Below are 19,501 nucleotides of genomic sequence, written 5' to 3' on the forward strand. Positions count from 1 at the left end.
GGCTATCAAAGCAGCCAAAAACATTATTTAACAGGGAAACGATTGCCAAATTTCAATAAAATATAATTGAAAGGAAATCATAGCCTTCAAAATTGGCAATTTTCAAGCGAATCTATTAATTTTGCGAGCAATTTCTTATATAAAAATTATTAACATGGCCTTTGACATTGAAATGATCAAAGCTGTTTACGAAAGAATGCCGGCTCGCATCGCAGCAGCACGTGCATTAACTGGTAAGCCGCTTACGTTAACTGAAAAAATCCTTTATAGCCATTTATGGGAAGGAACACCGTCTACTGCTTATGCACGTGGAAACTCATATGTAGATTTCGCACCAGATCGCGTAGCTATGCAAGATGCAACGGCTCAAATGGCCTTATTGCAATTTATGCAAGCGGGTCGCCCTCAAGTAGCCGTACCTTCTACAGTACACTGTGACCACTTAATTGAGGCAAAAGTTGCATCAACGACTGACTTAGCTGTAGCGGTAGATAAAAATAAAGAGGTTTACGATTTCTTGTCATCGGTTTCTGATAAATACGGTATCGGTTTCTGGAAACCAGGCGCTGGTATTATTCACCAAGTAGTATTGGAAAATTATGCCTTCCCAGGAGGAATGATGATTGGTACCGACTCACACACAGTTAATGCAGGTGGATTAGGTATGATCGCGATCGGAGTAGGTGGCGCTGATGCATGTGATGTTATGGCAGGCCTAGCTTGGGAATTGAAATTCCCTAAGTTGATCGGTGTTAAATTAACAGGTAAACTAAATGGTTGGACTGCTCCAAAAGACGTCATCTTAAAGGTAGCTGGTATTTTAACAGTAAAAGGTGGTACAGGATGTGTAGTAGAATACTTCGGTGAAGGAGCCACTTCGATGTCATGTACAGGTAAAGGAACCATTTGTAACATGGGTGCGGAAATTGGTGCAACGACATCAACATTTGGTTACGATGATTCTATGGCGCGTTACTTACAATCTACAGGTCGTGCAGATGTTGCAGCGATGGCAGATCAAGTACGTGAGCACTTAACGGCTGACCCTGAGGTTTACGCTAATCCAGAGAAATATTTTGATCAAGTAATCGAAATCGACTTAGATACATTAGAACCACATTTAAATGGACCTTTCACGCCGGATTTGGCAACGCCGATTTCAAAAATGAAAGAATTAGCCGAGAAAAACGGTTGGCCTACAAAAGTGGAGGTAGGTTTGATTGGTTCATGTACTAACTCATCCTATGAAGATATTGCGCGCGCGGCATCGTTAGCAAAACAAGTTGCTGCCAAAGGGTTAAAAACCAAAGCACAATTCACAATCACTCCAGGTTCTGAACTAGTTCGTTATACAATTGAGCGTGACGGATTTATTGATACGTTCAATACAATTGGTGCAACAGTATTCTCAAATGCATGTGGACCTTGTATCGGTCAATGGGCACGTCCAGGAGCTGAAAAAGGAGAGAAGAACACCATTGTTCACTCTTTCAACAGAAACTTTGCAAAACGCGCGGATGGTAATCCAAACACATTTGCATTTGTTGCTTCTCCAGAAATGGTAACTGCTTTAGCTATTGCGGGAGACTTAACATTCAATCCGTTAACGGATACGTTGACCAACGAAAAAGGGGAACAAGTTAAATTGGATGCTCCTACAGGAGATGAATTGCCACAAAAAGGTTTTGCTGCAGAAGATGCAGGATACCAAGCTCCAGCAGCGGATGGTTCAGGTGTTCAAGTAAAAGTTTCAGCAACATCTGACCGTTTACAATTATTAGATCCATTTACGGCGTGGGAAGGTACTGACTTAACGGGCTTGAAATTATTGATCAAAGCAAAAGGTAAGTGTACAACCGATCATATCTCCATGGCTGGTCCTTGGTTGAAATACCGTGGTCACTTAGATAACATCTCGAACAACATGTTGATCGGTGCTGTTAACTTCTTCAATGAGAAAACAGACAACGTTAAAAATCAATTAACAGGTGAGTATGGACCTGTACCTGCAACGCAACGTGCTTACAAAGCTGCGGGAATCGGGACAATTGTAGTAGGGGATACCAACTACGGTGAAGGTTCATCACGTGAGCATGCAGCAATGGAACCACGTCATTTGGGTGTACGTGCGGTATTGGTTAAATCATTTGCACGTATTCACGAAACCAACTTGAAAAAACAAGGTATGCTAGCGTTAACATTCGCTAATGAAGCAGACTATGACAAGATTCAAGAAAACGACAGCATTAATATTGTTGGCCTAGGTTCATTCGCTCCAGAGAAATCCTTGACGATTGAATTGGTTCATGCAGATGGTTCGAAAGATAGTTTTGCCGTGAATCATACCTACAATGCACAACAAATTGAATGGTTCAAATCAGGTGGTGCCTTGAACATTATTCGTGCATCAGTAAAATAGATTTGATTTAAGGCGTAAAATGTCTAATTTTGCGCCTTAATTTTTATAATTAAGCTCTTAACAAATAACATGGCAGCGATTAACGCAGTTAAAATTTTCTCCGGTTCGGCTTCTAATTATTTGGCAAAAGAAATCGCCAAATATTATGGGAAGGATTTAGGAGCTGTTACCACTTTACGATTCTCAGATGGTGAAATGTCACCTAGTTTTGATGAATCTGTTCGCGGCTGTGATGTATTCATTATTCAATCAACATTTCCTACAGCTGATAACTTGATGGAATTGTTATTGATGATTGATGCGGCAAGAAGAGCTTCAGCACACTATGTGACTGCAGTTATTCCTTATTTTGGTTACTCTCGTCAAGATCGTAAAGATCGACCACGTGTAGGAATTGGTGCAAAATTGATTGGCAATTTATTGACAGCTGCAGGAGCGGATCGTTTAATGACGATTGACTTACATGCAGGTCAGATTCAAGGATTTATGGATTTTCCAGTAGATCACTTGGAAGGAAACGCCATTTTTGTTCCTTATTTGAAATCATTGAATTTACAAAACATCGTATTCGCTTCTCCAGATGTGGGAGGTGTAGTACGTACGCGCAACATGGCTAAATTCTTCAATGCGGAGATGGTTATTTGCGATAAGCACCGGAAACGTGCGAATGAAATTGCATCGATGCAATTAATTGGTGATGTGAAAGGTGCAGATGTAGTCTTAGTCGATGACTTAATTGACACCGGTGGTACCTTGTGTAAAGCCGCTCAATTATTAATGGACAAGGGTGCAAATTCTGTTCGTGCGGTGGTAACTCACCCTGTTTTATCTGGCAAGGCGTATGAGAACATTTCTAATTCAGTTTTGACTGAGTTATTGGTGACTGATACGATCCCTCAAAAACAAGCATGCGACAAAATTAAGGTATTATCAGTTGCTGAGTTATTTGCGAAGGCAATCGGTCGTATCCGTGATCACGAGTCTATCAGTTCATTATTTATTAAATATTAATTTCAACCGTTTTCAGGGGATAGCCTTCGAGCGAAAGACTGGAAACACTAACAAAAACAAAATGAAAAAGTTAGAAATCGTAGGGTATAAACGCGCTACACTAGGTACAAAAGGTTCAAAAGATTTACGTGCAGAAGCATTAGCTCCATGTGTATTATATGGTGGTAAAGAGCAATTGCATTTCGCTGTTCCAATGATCTTGTTCCGCGAATTATTATATTCTTCAGATGTTTACGAAGTAGAATTGAACATTGAAGGTGATATTCACCGTGCTATCTTGCAAGATGCTCAGTTTCACCCAGTAAATGAAATGATTCTTCACGTTGATTTCTTAGAAATCACTGCTGATAAGCCTATCAAAATTGACGTTCCGGTTAAAATCATTGGAAACTCTCCAGGCGTTATCAAAGGGGGTAAAATGGTGCAAAAATTACGTAAAGTATCTTTGCGTGGTTTAGTAGCTAACATTCCTGATTTTGTTACTGCTGATATCTCTGGTCTTGATTTAGGTCAAACAGTAAAAGTTAACAAGTTGAAAGTTGAAGGTTGCGAAATCTTAAACCCAGCTTCTAACCCAGTTGCAACAATCGATATCCCAAGAGCATTAAGAGGTAAATTAACCGCTTAATTCCCTCCGGAATTTCTGATAGAACTAAAAAAGCCCTTCGTCAATCGACGAAGGGCTTTTTTTATAATTAGCGATTCCCTAATACGAGAATCGCTTTTAATCAATTAACGCTTAGCTACCATCTTAACGATGGGAGCAGGCGATTTTACACTTGAATGTGCAGGACTATTTCCTACGTGAATGTAAGGTGCGATAACCAAGGATACAATGGACATCAATTTAATCAAGATGTTCATCGATGGACCTGAGGTGTCTTTAAATGGATCACCAACCGTGTCTCCCGTTACAGCTGCTTTATGAGGCTCTGAACCTTTCTTGAATGTTTGACCATCAATCAAAACACCTTTCTCAAACGATTTCTTCGCATTATCCCAAGCACCACCTGCGTTTGATTGGAAAATTCCCATCAATACGCCCGATACCGTTACACCGGCTAATAAACCACCTAATACTTCAGGTCCCATAGTAAAACCAACGATTACGGGAACTGTTAATGCAATCGCACCAGGAAGGATCATTTGACGAATAGAGGCTTCTGTCGAGATAGCTACACATTTTTCATATTCCGGTTTTGCTTTGTATTCCATGATGCCTGGAATCTCACGGAATTGACGACGAACCTCGTTCACCATTTCCATCGCTGCCTTACCTACAGCAGAAATACATAATGCAGAGAAAATAAATGGAATCATACCTCCTACAAATAAACCTGCCAAAACATCAGCTTTATAGATATCAATCGCATCAATACCAGCAATACCAACAAACGCAGCAAATAAAGCTAAAGACGTCAACGCTGCTGAAGCAATAGCAAATCCTTTACCTGTTGCAGCCGTCGTATTACCTACAGCATCCAAATTATCTGTACGGTCACGCACCTCAGAAGGCAATTGAGACATCTCTGCGATACCACCTGCGTTATCCGCAATTGGACCAAAGGCATCAATCGCTAATTGCATGGCAGTTGTTGCCATCATACCTGCCGCAGCGATAGAAACACCATAGATACCTGCAAAGTGATAAGATGCAATGATACCCGCTGCTAATACCAAGATTGGCAATACCGTTGATTCCATTCCTACCGCTAAGCCACCGATGATATTTGTCGCATGACCTGTACCTGATTTTTGTACGATCGAATCTACCGGACGCTTACCCATTGCTGTGTAATATTCTGTGATGATCGACATCAAAGTCCCCACAACTAAACCTACGATAATGGCATAAAACACATCCATCGCGGTAAATGTTGTACCACGAAGGCTTAGACTTTCAGGTAAAATATTTGTCACCAAGAAATATGAGGTAACAAAAGTGATTGCAATCGAAGTATAGTTACCTAAATTCAAAGCATTCTGTACTGAATCTGTTTCTTTCGAAATTCGAACGAAGAATGTAGATACCAAGGAAGCGATTAATCCTACTCCAGCAATCAACATAGGCAATAGGACAGGAGAGAAACCTCCATAGTTATCTGAAACTTCAATTTCTTGGCCTAATACCATCGTTGCAAGGATCGTTGCCACATATGAACCAAATAAATCGGCACCCATACCTGCCACGTCTCCCACGTTATCTCCTACGTTATCTGCAATCGTTGCAGGGTTACGAACATCATCTTCTGGAATTCCAGCTTCAACTTTACCTACTAAATCAGCTCCCACGTCAGCGGCTTTTGTGTAGATACCACCACCCACACGTGCAAATAAGGCAATCGATTCAGCTCCTAAAGAAAAACCAGCCAAAACTTCGATCGCCGTTTTCATTTCAACAGAAGTCAACGCTTGACCTTCAGCAAATAATTGATAAAACGCAATAAACAAGCCACCAAGACCTAAAATTGCCAAACCAGCAACACCCATACCCATCACTGAACCTCCCGTAAAAGATACGTTCAAGGCCTTAGCTAATGAAGTACGAGCGGCTTCCGCCGTACGAACATTGGCCTTCGTTGCTACAATCATACCGATATACCCAGCTGTTGCAGAAAAAATCGCCCCAATGATAAAAGCTACCGCAATTAAAGGAGAAGAATGAATAGGATTATCAATTGAACCTGTTTGCGTCCCCAACCAAGCTAACAAAATAGCGGTTGGGATAGCAAAATAAGCTAAGATTTTCCACTCTGCTTTCAAGAAGGCAATGGCTCCATCGGCAATGTAACCGGATAGCTCCTGCATCTTGTCATTTCCTGCATCTTGTTTAGATACCCAACTAAATTTCCATGCTGTATACAGCAAACCTACAATTCCAAACGCAGGCACTAAGTAAACAATTTGATTCATAAATAAAGATTTAGATTATTTCAAAAAAATTTAGCACAATTAATGGAATTTGGAGCACATTTCCAACTAGAATGGCAAGGTTAATGAAACTTTCCATTGTGAGGGCACCCAATTTCCAATTGGTTTCGCTAGTTCCAATCCAAAGCTTCTAAAAATCCCTTGAGTAGAATAGGCTAGCTCATAAAATCCGTCTTTACCCATTCGATTTTGAGTATAAAGGGCACTAAATCGTAAAGACTCGCGTATTCCATATAAATAAATTGAGTTTTGTTGCGTCAATAAAAACTTACGAGGTGACCACTTCATATGAAAAATGAGCGATTGTCCACTTGTGCTAAATGTATACATAGGTAATGTACTAAAAACATAGCCTTGACTAGAAATGACATTAATATCACTACCATTAAAGTGGGTAAAATCTAGGTAGATACTAGGCTTTTTTAAATAATCTAGGTAACGAACTTGATAAGCTAATCTACCTAATCGACCTAAATTGAAGGATTGATCCGCTTGAATGGAGACATTCGAAAAAGGATAATCCCCCAAAACAACTTGAGTATTAAATTTTAAGGTGAAATTATTCTCAGAGCGATCTTCTCTTCGAACATGATTGATTAAGCGCCAAGTCGACCCGGGCTTCCAAGTAAGGAATGCACCCAAACTCCATTGCTTATGAGTCTGAAAACGAGTATCGCTCAATTCATCTGAAATAGGCACATTTTCCCTAAATTCATTCTCCAGTCCAAACCAACCATGCTTAACAACATTTGATAACATACTTCTATTTCTGTATTCAATTTGTGCAGACAAAATCAATGAAGCTCGCACTTGATATTCATAAAAAATACGGACAAAATCTTTTTGATACCAATATAAATAGCTTTTAGAAGTTAATAAGGAGGTACTCGAATTATAGGCGCTCGTAATAGTTTTTGCATCACTCTGGTTCGCTAACTGGGATCCCGTAGTCACATTAAATAACGCACGGCCCTCATGAGATTTTCGATCGAAATAAACATCCCCATTCAATGCTTTCCGCTGAAATCCAACATGAATGTTGGCGCCTATCTTCCAATAATCAGTTGTATTCAACTGGCGATTAAAGTTCAAGTTCCTGTCAAGATAATACCCATCTACTGGCGACAAACCAAAACCAAGCATATTCATCATAAAGGAATTACCAATTCCTGCTTTCTCAAAATTATATTTCTTAGCATAAAAAAGGTGCTGTAACTTAAACTTGGGTAAAGCATTAATAGAGTCAACAACCATTTTCGCGCGCTCAATAATATATAAACTATCGGCTTCTTTAAAACCACTTAATTCAGCTTCAGTTAAAGGCACTTCTCTTGCTTCATTCCAAAATTCTATGGACTTCTTATTAGCAAGCGAATCCACTTGCATATCATATACAGCACTAATCCCCTTCATAGCCAATGTATCTGATTTCTTCTCCTCTTTAGCAATTTTCTGTAATACACGTTTCAATTTTCTACGTGTAATATCTCCAGAGAGCGCCTGCTTTACATCTTTTATAGGTGTTTTATCAATCTCCTTGGCTAATGTTTTATCCAAGCGCTCCTCAATAATCTGAGGTTTGACCACAAAGCCTGGATTCACCTGAATTTGGTATGATTTAACTTGTGTCACATAATTGACCGAGAATCCTAAACCGAGCGCTTGCATATTGGCCCGCATTTCATAATTAATAGGCATCCAAACTCCCTGAAATTCAGCATTTTGTTGGCTTAGCGTAAAATTACCATTTCCATTCTTGAAATTCAGCCGCAAGGAATATAAACTCCAAGTATCCTCTACAACGAGTAATTCCCCATCAAAAAGATCAACTGAAAATGACTTAGGTCGAACTTGTATCTTACTTATCGTCTTTCCTCCTTGCGAAAAACTACCTAAATAACTAAATGTATAAAATTGAAAAGCTGCCGGTGATACAGGTGAAATTAATGTTCCCCAAACTTTTGGCATATAAAAATTAGTCTGTGTTGCCCGCAAATTTGGAGCATCAGCTGTTTTCATCGCTAAGGGTAAATTATTCCGATTTGAAATAACACGCTCTTTAATCTGATTAGGTCGTTTATAATCTACTTGATTAATCGCTTCTAAGACATAGGTTCTTCCTACTTTGATTCCAGCATCTTTTTCCAATTGCTTTCCAAAAGCAAAATTGGCCAACTTCGAAATGGAATTAATCTTCCCGTTACCTTTAATATAGGCTTTTGCCTGATAAGCATTAAGTTCTTTTAAGTGAAATGGAGCCATCGAAATCATCCTACGCATAATTCCAATTGCCGGATCTTCCTTCAAAGCACGAATATTAACTTCTTCAAGAGAAACTGCCTGCTCTTGCATCTGAACAACATAGTCCCGCTTGGATTCAGAGGCAGATAATTCCACTTCTATGGACCGAGGGGCAAAGCCAACATGACGAAAAACCAATCGGTTTTTGCCCGACTTTAAATGAATTTCAAATTGGCCATCTTCATTTGCCAAAGTACCTTGATTGGTATTTTCCAACCAAATGGAAGTAAATGCCAATGCATCTTGATGTGAATCAACGACTCTACCTTGCAACGATTGCGCTAAAATGGCATATGGGAAAAATATGAAGAGTATCAGTAGTTTCATGACGCAAGATTCGAAGATTCTTGGAATAGACCATGTTAAAAACTGATAATTTGATAAAAGGCTGTAAATTTGAAATGATATGGGATTTACACACCGACAACTCTTTCAGAAACACATGGCGCCTACCTCTGATGCCCCTTTAGCATTGGAAATTAAATCGGCGGAACACATCTATTTAACAGATACAGCAGGGAAAAAATACATCGATTTAATTTCGGGTATCGCCGTTTCGAACGTTGGACATCGTAATCCTGAAGTTGTACAAGCCATCAAGGACCAATTGGATCAATACATGCATCTCATGGTTTATGGCGAATACATTCAAAGTCCTCAAGTGCTGCTTGCAGAAGCCTTGGCTAAATCAACGAATACAGATAGCCTAAATCAGGTTTACTTCACCAATTCAGGAACTGAAGCGGTAGAAGGAGCCATGAAATTGGCCAAAAGATATACCAAACGGCGAGAAATTATTTCATGCCACAATGCCTATCATGGGGCAACACAAGGGGCTTTATCGCTAGCTGGAGACGAACATTTCAAAAATAGTTTCCGACCGCTATTACCCGATATTCGGCACATCCAACATGGAAATTTGGATGATTTAAATCAAATCACCACAAAAACCGCAGCGATATTCATTGAAATCGTAGGAGGGGAGGCTGGCATAAAAACAGCTCCTAAGGCCTATTTTAAAGCCCTAAGAGCAAGATGCACGGAAGTTGGCTGCCTATTAATACTCGATGAAATTCAAACAGGTTTTGGAAGAACGGGTACATTTTGGGCATTTCAAGCCATGGACATCGTACCGGATGTTCTATTAAGTGCGAAAGGAATGGGAGGGGGCATGCCGATTGGCGCTTTTATTGCCAATGAATCCATGATGCAAACCTTATCTTATGCGCCCGTTTTAGGACATATTACGACCTTCGGAGGACATCCCGTTTCCTGCGCAGCATCCCTCGCGACATTAAACTTCATTCAAAAAAATCAACTACTTGATAAAATTGTAGAAAAGCATCAATTATTTAAGGAATTATTGATCCACCCAATCATGAAAGAATTTAGAGGGGTAGGATTGATGATTGCTGTAGAAATGCAAGATTTCAAAACGGTGAAAGCGGTAATCGATGAATGCATTTTAAATGGCCTAATCACCGACTGGTTCCTATTTTGCGATAACTCCTTACGCATTGCACCGCCTTTGGTCATCACAAATGAGGAAATAAAAATGGCTTGCAACATATTGTTACAAGCCATGGATAAAGTCTATAAAAGCTAATTAAGCGTGCTTTAACAAGGTTTCAGCTAAAACTGATTTTGGAATATTTCCACCTACTAAACGCTCAACCATTTCGCCATTCTTAAATACCATCAAAGTAGGAATTGAACGAATTCCCAACGATGCAGGTACTGCTGAATTCGCATCTACATTCATTTTAGCTACAACCGCTTGCCCTTCTACATCTCCCGCTAACTCTTCTACGATTGGTCCAATCATTTTACAAGGTCCACACCATTCAGCCCAAAAATCGACTAATACGGGTGTCGGTCCACTAATTAATTCTTGAAAGTTGGCATCTGTTGCCTCTACGTATTTTCCCATTTTCTAGTTTATTTTAAAATTCAAAATTATAACATTTCAACTATAAGAATTAGTTCCCAACAAATTATTTATGAAATTAATCGGAAACCTACTTTTTCTAAGTCGATTAAATCAGCGATTAACGTTTTTCCAATTCGAATTTGCATCTTACGAGACAAGAAGTCCATTTGCAATTTCTCTTCTTCATCAAACACTTCTATAACGAGTTTCTTGTTTCCTTTGTTTCGATCCAAGACATCATATAGATTATCCATGAGCGCAGGAGTCAAATGTTTCAAGTGCAAAGAAAGCTTCATTTCTTTCGTCCGCTCCTCCAAAACCTCGGATAATAATTCAATGGATTGAATCTTAAAGACCATTTGTTCCATATATCGGTTCTTTTGCTGATAAGAACCTTGTAAAAACAACATTCGATCTTGGCCAATAAATCGTTCAAACTCAATGTAATCTTTGCCAAATAAAGCAAACTCATAATTACCTGAATAATCCTCCAAGGTAAAAATCATAAACTGATTCCCATTCGCAGATGTCCGTACATTGACTTTCGTTACAATCCCTGCAACGGATTGAACCACACCAGGTTTTGAATCCAATTGCGATACGGTCGAATTAGTGAAATTTTGAATCTCCACTTTATATTCATCCAAGGGATGACCTGAAATATAGACCCCAACCACTTCTTTCTCATTCTTCAATTGCTCCATCACAGACCAAGTCTCAGAAACAGGTAATCGAGGTTTGGCTATATCATTTCCCGTACCAGCACCCAAATCTCCAAACAAAGATTGCGTGGCTTCCGCCTTTAATTCGGCCATGCGTGACGCATAACGAACAATTTTATCAATAAAGGTCGTGCCGTCATCCATCGCAAAATAATGTGATCGCTGTACTTCTGTAAAACAATCAAAAGCACCGGCCAAAGCCAATGATTCCATACTCCGTTTATTTACCTGCCGAACATTGACACGGGAAACAAAATCATAGATATCCTTATATTCACCATAATTTGTTCGCTCTTCCACAATAGCGTCTACCGCAGCGTCTCCTACACCTTTGATAGCTCCTAAACCAAATCTGATGTGCCCTTTTTTATTCACAGCAAAAGAACGAGAGGATTCGTTCACATCAGGAACCAACAAAGGAATTCCCATGCGTTTACACTCATCCATGAAGAAGGTAATCTTTTCGATATTTCCCAAAGAATTGGAAAGTACCGCCGCCATGAACTCAGATGGGTAGTTCGCCTTTAGATATCCTGTTTGGTATGCAACTAATCCGTAACAAGTTGAGTGGGATTTATTGAAGGCATATTGCGCAAAAGCTTCCCAGTCGGTCCAAATCTTTTCCAATTTCGGCGCAGGATGATTATTAGCTTGTCCACCTTCCATGAACTTACCTTTCATCTTATCAATCGTCGCTTTATCTTTCTTTCCCATCGCTTTACGCAACACATCGGCATCCCCTTTGGAAAAATTGGCCAATTTCTGCGAAAGCAACATCACTTGCTCTTGATAAACCGTAATCCCATATGTATCATTCAGATACTCTTCCATCACTGGCAGATCATATTCAATCGCCTCCCGACCGTGCTTACGGGCAATGTAATTCGGGATGTAGACCATCGGACCTGGACGGAACAAGGCATTCATCGCAATTAAATCCGAAAATTGATCGGGCTTTAAGTCACGTAAATGCTTTTGCATACCCGGAGATTCAAATTGGAACGTACCATTTGTCTCTGCGCGTTGGTATAATTCAAAAGTAGCTTTATCATCTAAAGGCAAATCATCCAACACGATCGTTACGCCATGATTTTGCTTAATTAAGCGAACAGCCTCCTTTAATATAGATAAGGTTTTTAACCCCAAAAAGTCCATCTTAATGACCCCCGCATTCTCAATCACTGAACCGTCGTATTGCGTAATCAACAAGGCAACGTCCTTAGAAGCTGCAACAGGTAAAATATCTGTTAAATCAGAAGGCGCAATGATAATACCCGCAGCATGAATACCTGTTCCGCGAACAGAACCCTCTAAAACCAATGCATTTTCAATCACCGTGGCAGGTAATCCGCCTGATTCTTTGATTTGACGCAATTGCTTCACTTGCTCTATCTCCTCTGGATTCAAGCCTTCCTTATCCGCTAAACTTTTATCCCCATTCAAAGGCGCATTAAAAATACGCTCCAAAGTGATTTTCGGTTTTTCCGGGACTAATTTGGCTAATGCATTTGATTCCGATAACGGTAAATCCAATACACGAGCAACGTCTTTAATGGACATTTTAGCAGCCATCGTGCCATAAGTCGCAATATGTGCCACCTGATTCTTGCCGTATTTGTCCACGACGTAATCAATGACTTTTTGTCGGCCTTCATCATCAAAGTCCGTATCAATATCGGGCAATGACTTCCGATCGGGATTTAAAAAACGCTCAAAAAGGAGATTGTATTTAATGGGATCAATATTGGTAATCCCTAAACAATAAGCTACCACAGAACCTGCGGCAGATCCCCGTCCAGGCCCTACATAAACACCAAGATCACGGCCCGCTTGAATAAAATCGGCTACAATCAAAAAGTAACCTGCAAAACCCATGGTCCGAATGGTATACAATTCAAAGCGAAGACGTTCCTCAACCACCTGATCAATATCCACATAGCGCTTTTTCGCGCCCTCCATGGTCAAATGCTCCAAATAATCATCCTGCGTTTGAAAATTCGTAGGAATCTGGAAATTGGGCAACATGACATCCTTGGTTAATTTCAAGGTTTCTACTTTGCCAACTATCTCATTGGTATTATCAATGGCCTCAGGAACATGCGACCACAATTTGGTCATTTCTTCCGTTGTCTTGAAATAGAACTGGTCATTGTAAAAAGCAAAACGCTTACCTTTCATCTCAGATCCATCATCGATATCCTTATAAGTAGGAGTGGCCTGCTTTTCGCCTGTGTTGATACACAAAAGAATATCGTGGGCATTGGCATCTTTCTGATCCAAATAATGACTGTCATTGGAGGCAATCACTTTCACATTATACTTCTTAGCAAACTTTAACAATACCTCGTTAACCGTCTGTTGCTCAGGGATATGGTGATTTTGAACCTCGATGTAATAATCCTCACCAAAGAGATCCAACCACCATTTAAATTCCTTTTCGGCTTCTTCTTCGCCAGATCGAAGAATTGCTTGTGGGACTGATGCGCCTAAGCAACAGGTAGTAGCAATCAGACCTTTATGGTATTTTAAGACAAGCTCTTTATCAATTCGAGGGTATTTGGAATACATCCCTTCCATAAAACCCAATGAACAAAGCTTGACTAAGTTCTGGTACCCTTCTGGATTCTTGGCAAGAAATAATTGGTGGTAACGCTTATCCCTTTGCTCCTTCGTAAAGCTCTGCTTGTGTCGGTCGGCTACTAAATAAAATTCACAGCCCACAATCGGTTTAACACCTTGTTTTCCTGCTTCAGCAACAAATTGAAATACACCAAACATATTACCGTGATCGGTAATTGCAACTGCTGGCATATTATCTGCTTTGGCTTTTTTAAACATCGAGGATATCTTCGATGCACCATCCAATAATGAAAACTGCGAGTGATTATGTAAATGCGAGAATTGCATGTATTAAATGGTATTAAAAAGGTTCTTTATCAAAAAATGTTGCATTCAAAAAATCAAGGAAAGGTTTAATTACCTTGGAATCCTCCATGAGTTGGGAAATAAAATCAGGTGATTGTATTTCTATGTCGGTATAATGCTTCCAATAAAACAATTGCTTCCTGCGCAAATATGGAGCATCTTCCGGACTAGGATCAAATCCCTTGGGAACCTTTTGGAGCATTTCACCCTCAGCTTTTCCAAAAGTCGAAACAAATTGAGGAGACTCGACAATCTTTCGTAAAGCAGCTCCATTATAGTCAACTTCCTGACGGTATTTAGCCATTTGATCGGGCGTAGGGCTATACATTCCACCACCCAAAAAGGACTTACCTCCGGGTTCAATGTGCAAATAATAATCCATCAATCCGGAACGTCTTCCTCCTTCTGAAAAACTGGCTGAAAACCAAGTCTTGTAGGGTTCCTTGTTTTTAGAAAACCGAACATCCCGATAAATTCGATAGGAGCAATGCTTTCTTTCTACGCCCACCATGTTTTCAAACTCACTGTAAGACAAAATTAAAGCGTCAATGAGCTTATCGAATTTCCCTTTTTCAAGATCATACAATGCTTTATTCGCAGCAAACCATTCGCGTGAATTGTTTACTTTTAAATCAGCCAAAAAGCGTAAGAGACCAGGGGAGATGGGCATGAAAAAACACTAAAATTTACGTAAACGAAATTAGCGAAAAATTAGCAGAAAGCACACGGAAGATGAACACATTTTGGTGACAAAAAATATATTGGGAGAATTGAATGAATTTCGTGAATTTTGTAAAATTTTTAACAAGTATATGCGCATTTTAACTGGTATTCAATCATCTGGAAAACCCCACTTAGGCAATATTTTAGGAGCTATTATGCCTGCCATTGAACTTTCTAAAAAGGCAGGAAATGAATCTTTTTTGTTTATTGCCGATTTACATACGTTAACTAGCCTACGTGATGGGGAGCAAATTCGCGCAAATACGCTGTCCATCGCGGCCGCATGGTTAGCATTTGGATTTGATACAGAAAAGAATTTTTTCTATCGTCAGTCTAAGTTAGCCAGCTACCATACCGAAATTATGTGGTATCTAAACTGCGTTACGCCGTACCCAATGCTAGCAAACGCGCACAGTTTTAAAGACAAATCTACACAAATGGCAAATGTCAATGCCGGACTATTTACTTACCCAGTATTACAAGCAGCCGATATCGTATTATATGATGCCCAGTTAATTCCAGTTGGAAAAGATCAGCGCCAACACATCGAAATGACGCGTGATATGGCAGGAGCGTTTAATCGGATGGCTGATAAAGATATTTTTGTTATCCCAGAAGCGTACATCAATGAATCTGTAATGACGATTCCGGGCATTGATGGGAATAAAATGAGTAAATCACTCAATAATTACATTGATATATTTTTACCAGAAAAGGATTTATTAAAGCAGATCAAAAAAATCGAATCGGATTCAACGCCCTTGGAAGATCCGAAAGATCCAGATAACGATATTACGTTCAAATTATACCAACTCATCGCGACGCCAGAGCAAAGGGCAGAAATGCGCCAAAATTACTTAGCCGGTGGATATGGTTATGGACATGCTAAACAAGCTTTACACAGCTTGATGCTTGAATATTTCAAAGAGGCACGTGAAAAATTCGATTATTACATCAATAATCCGGCATTAATTGAGGAAAAATTAGAAATTGGTGAACGTAAAGTTGAGCCTATTGCAGCCGCTACACTTTCACGCGTTCGCGAGGTATTTAAATTTTAAATGATGTTTCCAGCTTGGGATGAAAGCTTATTTAAATTGATCAATGAATGGCACAGCGATTCTCGTGATACGTTTATGATTTTTTTGTCCGACAAATATGTCTGGATTCCCTTATATGCCATTTTGATTTGGAAAATATATCAACACAATCAAAAGGCGATTAAAGCTGCATTACTCTATATTGTCTTATCGATACTTTGGGCAGACCAAATTTCTTCTAGTTTACTAAAACCTTGGATTAAACGCTTAAGACCAAGTCATGTTGAAGCTTTTCAATCTTGGATTCACACACCCAATGGGGCAGGGGGACTTTACGGTTTCTGCTCCTCACATGCAGCCAATGCATTTGCCATTGCAATGTGTTTCTATTTATTAACTCAGAACAAACGAAACAGTATTCCTTTATTTATTTGGGCGACACTGGTATCCTTCAGTCGGATCTATTTAGGCGTTCATTATCCCATCGATGTACTTACAGGTGCCATGGTTGGAGTATCTGGAGCTATCTTCTTGAAAAAACTCGTTTATAACAAATTAACGAGAAACTCATAGGTATTAATTCCATCTGCCCAATCATCCAAAGCAGGCATCTGCGCCTGACCGAACGGAATTGCCTTTTGACCCACCACACATTGAATCTTTTCTGCATGTTGTTTAAGCCAAGATTCCAAAGCTTCAGGTGAATCATAACGATGCACATGCAATACACCCACAGGAGAAACGAGATCTTCGCTTTCTGTGACAATAACATTCCCTAAATCAAAATGAGGAATTTGATTCAACAACATCAACGTCTTGTGATATTGATAGTTATTCGAATATTTGGTATGATCCAATACCCAACCGACTTGCGTTAATACATCAAATACAGGAATTAAATCGAAGGTTTCGGGCACGGCGATTGTTGATACATTCCGACAGCCCAACCCGTAATAGGTAAAGATATCCGCAGCAAGACCTTCATAATCTAATTTTGTTTCATTTCCTGTCAAAACAGCCACAGAACTACGATTCTTACGAATGATGTGAGGAATCTTAGCAAAGTAATTTGAAAAATAAGAAGAAGAGAAGTCGGAACCCGTCGCTATCACAGCATCTACCGAAGGTAATCGATCTACCACTTCAATGACAATAGTAGAATCAATTGACCGAATTGCATCAATATACATCAACATCAGGGCCTTATCTTGAGAACTAAGTTTAAGCACTGGTAGATGACCTGCTGCGATAAGCATTAATAAATCATGCATTCCAACAGCAGGCAGATTCCCTGAAAGAATTAAGCCAACGCGTTTAGGTGTTTGAGAAGAAGCATGCTGCTTTTCAAAGAAAATTTCCCAACTAGATACCTCAAAAAACTGTTGATTGATTGCATCCATGGCCTTACGAATTAAATAATCCGAAAACCAAGCATTCTCATTTTTAGCCTTTTCTACAAATAGTTCAATTTTTTCTTTGTTGGATGAATCCTTAAAATAGGTTTGCAAACCAACAATCAGCGACAAAAACCGTTCATTATTCATATACTAAGGGCTAATATTTAAAATTTAACAAACACAAAGTTCTTAAAATTTTAGAATACTCTGCATAAATTATATACTATTCAAAACTTCTTGTGTAAATTGCACAAAATTTTTAATACTTGTTATGGCAATTATCATTACAGACGAATGTATTAACTGTGGGGCTTGCGAACCAGAATGCCCAAATACAGCTATTTATGAAGGTGGGGTAGAATGGACTTGGGCTGGAGGAACAGCTTTAACTGAAGTTGAATTAGAAGATGGATCTAGTATGGATGCCAAAGCTCCCATTGAACCTATCTCTGAAGAGTTCTATTATATTGTTCCCGATAAGTGTACGGAATGTACAGGTTTCCATGAAGAACCTCAATGTGCGGCGGTTTGTCCTGTAGACTGTTGTGTACCAGATCCTGATCACGTAGAAGACAAAGAAACATTAGAAGCTAAAAAAGCATGGTTACACGCTGAAGCGTAATTAAACCAAACTAATATATTATATGAGCTCATCATTCGATGGGCTCTTTTTTTTGTCCAAAATATTCATAACAGTTCTATTTTAGAAACATTGTACTTTTCTCATTCGACAATACATCTAGTTTGATTTTATATTCACTTTTATGTAATTTTTGCAAAATCAATAAAAACAGGTTTAATTTTTATCTATATTTTTGATATTTTTTGAAATATTTTAAAAAATAGGTTTAAAAATATACCAAAACACTTGCATCGTAATATTATTTCATCAATCTTTGAATTGTAATCAAGCATTTATAAACTTTTAAACAATTCCGCACATGAAGAAATCTATCCTAACAGCGCTTTTTGCAGCAACCGCATTTTGTGGATTTTCCCAAGAAAAGGAAGCAGATGCTCCAAAATTTTCTTTCTCCGGTTACATTGATTCGTACTATATGTTGAACTTCAACAACCCAACAAGCCGAAGCAACTTGGGTGTATCTGGATACGAAAGAGCATTTGACCAAAAATCAAATCAATTCTCATTAGGACTAGTTCAAACGAAATTTGGCTACGCAACAAAGAATTCAGATGTCGTCGTTGACTTAACTTTCGGACCCAACGCAGACTTAGGTCAATATGGTAACGTAATTGGCCCATTGGGTGCAGGTAAAGCTTCCACATCATTGGCGATTAAGCAGGCATATTTTAATTGGAAAGCCTCTGACAAATTAACCTTAACTGTAGGTCAATTTGGTACACATATCGGTTACGAAGTAATTGATGCCCCTGTTAATTACAACTACTCACTATCAAATCTTTTTAACAATGGTCCATTTTATCACATCGGAGCTAAAGCGAATTATGCATTTAGCGACAAATTTTCTGCCATGGTTGGATTGGTCAACAATGTGGATAATTTAAATGATAACAATTCATCTAAAGGATTTATATACCAAGTATTCACCTCACCAGCAGCAGGTTGGAATGTTTACGTAAACGGAATTTCATCTAATGAATCAGCACCATTGGCATCCGGCAAGGATGATTCAGGAAGTTACAACTTATTGGATTTAACAACATCTTACCAAGTAACACCTAAATACCTAGTAGGTTTAAACGCTGCTTACGGATCACAAACAGGTGATTATCAAGGTGGTGGTAGCGTTGGCAATAGCAAAACTTGGGGAGGCGTTGCACTTTACTCTAACTACGCATTCACAGATAAATTTAGCTTAGGCGGTCGCTACGAAGTATTTGATAATACTGCTGGAGCGCGTGCTCTTCGTGCAGCAGATGGTTCAGGAACAGATGTAAGCTCATTAACATTAACAGCAACATTTACAGCAGCTGATGGACACTTGTTAATTAAGCCTGAATTACGCTCTGATTCGTATAAAACTGCTCAATTCGTTGACGGAGATGGCAAAGATCAAAAGTCACAAACAACATTAGGTTTACACTTCATCTATAAGTTTTAATATTCCCCTTTTATTCAC

General features: G+C 39.2%; 14 protein-coding genes. 8 read left to right on the forward strand and 6 right to left on the reverse strand.

Annotation, left to right across the window (positions count from 1 at the left end; genetic code table 11):
• Positions 1 to 154: 154 nt before the first annotated feature.
• The 3 genes from V7S75_RS07640 (at position 155) to V7S75_RS07650 (ending at position 4,058) form a co-directional block, all read left to right on the forward strand.
• Entirely contained in the window at positions 155 to 2,419 is a 2,265-nt protein-coding gene (locus tag V7S75_RS07640; protein WP_459512785.1) for an aconitate hydratase, read from the forward strand.
• Positions 2,420 to 2,488: 69 nt separating this feature from the next.
• Positions 2,489 to 3,430, forward strand: a complete 942-nt coding sequence (locus tag V7S75_RS07645; RefSeq protein WP_377975862.1) for a ribose-phosphate pyrophosphokinase — start codon at positions 2,489 to 2,491, stop codon at positions 3,428 to 3,430.
• A gap of 61 nt (positions 3,431 to 3,491) precedes the next feature.
• Complete coding sequence (locus V7S75_RS07650) at positions 3,492 to 4,058, forward strand: 50S ribosomal protein L25/general stress protein Ctc (RefSeq protein ID WP_459512787.1); 567 nt, start codon at positions 3,492 to 3,494, stop codon at positions 4,056 to 4,058.
• 104 nt (positions 4,059 to 4,162) lie between these two features.
• Here V7S75_RS07650 and V7S75_RS07655 read toward each other — a convergent pair whose 3' ends face one another.
• A complete protein-coding gene (locus V7S75_RS07655) occupies positions 4,163 to 6,343 on the reverse strand; it encodes a sodium-translocating pyrophosphatase (protein WP_459512789.1) in 2,181 nt (726 codons plus the stop codon).
• A 66-nt stretch (positions 6,344 to 6,409) separates the two neighbouring features.
• Positions 6,410 to 8,989, reverse strand: a complete 2,580-nt coding sequence (locus tag V7S75_RS07660; RefSeq protein ID WP_459512791.1) for a DUF5686 and carboxypeptidase regulatory-like domain-containing protein — start codon at positions 8,987 to 8,989, stop codon at positions 6,410 to 6,412.
• A gap of 79 nt (positions 8,990 to 9,068) precedes the next feature.
• Between V7S75_RS07660 and V7S75_RS07665 the strand changes: the two genes are divergently transcribed.
• Positions 9,069 to 10,268, forward strand: a complete 1,200-nt coding sequence (locus tag V7S75_RS07665; protein WP_459512793.1) for an aspartate aminotransferase family protein — start codon at positions 9,069 to 9,071, stop codon at positions 10,266 to 10,268.
• On the opposite strand, the gene trxA is transcribed toward V7S75_RS07665, so the two are convergent.
• The 3 genes from trxA to V7S75_RS07680 form a co-directional block, all read right to left on the reverse strand.
• Entirely contained in the window at positions 10,269 to 10,592 is a 324-nt protein-coding gene (gene trxA / locus V7S75_RS07670) for a thioredoxin (RefSeq protein ID WP_315576240.1), read from the reverse strand. It lies immediately after the preceding gene.
• A 68-nt stretch (positions 10,593 to 10,660) separates the two neighbouring features.
• Complete coding sequence (gene dnaE / locus V7S75_RS07675) at positions 10,661 to 14,221, reverse strand: DNA polymerase III subunit alpha (protein ID WP_459512795.1); 3,561 nt, start codon at positions 14,219 to 14,221, stop codon at positions 10,661 to 10,663.
• A gap of 13 nt (positions 14,222 to 14,234) precedes the next feature.
• A complete protein-coding gene (locus V7S75_RS07680; RefSeq protein WP_459512797.1) occupies positions 14,235 to 14,909 on the reverse strand; it encodes a DUF2461 domain-containing protein in 675 nt (224 codons plus the stop codon).
• A 142-nt stretch (positions 14,910 to 15,051) separates the two neighbouring features.
• Here V7S75_RS07680 and trpS point away from each other — a divergent pair, with 142 nt between their 5' ends.
• Together trpS and V7S75_RS07690 are read left to right on the forward strand one after the other, a co-directional pair.
• Positions 15,052 to 16,023, forward strand: a complete 972-nt coding sequence (trpS, locus tag V7S75_RS07685; protein ID WP_459512799.1) for a tryptophan--tRNA ligase — start codon at positions 15,052 to 15,054, stop codon at positions 16,021 to 16,023.
• Positions 16,024 to 16,575: a phosphatase PAP2 family protein gene (locus V7S75_RS07690; protein ID WP_459512801.1), complete on the forward strand. Its 552-nt coding sequence runs from the start codon at positions 16,024 to 16,026 to the stop codon at positions 16,573 to 16,575. It abuts the gene before it with no gap.
• Here the strand turns inward: V7S75_RS07690 and V7S75_RS07695 are convergent.
• Positions 16,548 to 17,546: an aldehyde dehydrogenase family protein gene (locus V7S75_RS07695; protein WP_459512802.1), complete on the reverse strand. Its 999-nt coding sequence runs from the start codon at positions 17,544 to 17,546 to the stop codon at positions 16,548 to 16,550. The two genes, V7S75_RS07690 and V7S75_RS07695, sit on opposite strands and share 28 nt — an antisense overlap.
• A 124-nt stretch (positions 17,547 to 17,670) precedes the next feature.
• Here V7S75_RS07695 and V7S75_RS07700 point away from each other — a divergent pair, with 124 nt between their 5' ends.
• Positions 17,671 to 18,021 carry a 4Fe-4S dicluster domain-containing protein gene (locus V7S75_RS07700; protein ID WP_377975844.1) on the forward strand — a complete coding sequence of 117 codons (351 nt, stop codon included), beginning with the start codon at positions 17,671 to 17,673 and terminating at the stop codon, positions 18,019 to 18,021.
• Positions 18,022 to 18,340: 319 nt separating this feature from the next.
• Positions 18,341 to 19,483: a porin gene (locus tag V7S75_RS07705; protein ID WP_459512805.1), complete on the forward strand. Its 1,143-nt coding sequence runs from the start codon at positions 18,341 to 18,343 to the stop codon at positions 19,481 to 19,483.
• The last annotated feature ends 18 nt before the right edge of the window (positions 19,484 to 19,501 follow it).

It is taken from the genome of Aquirufa sp. TARAVU-A1A, assembly GCF_054558675.1.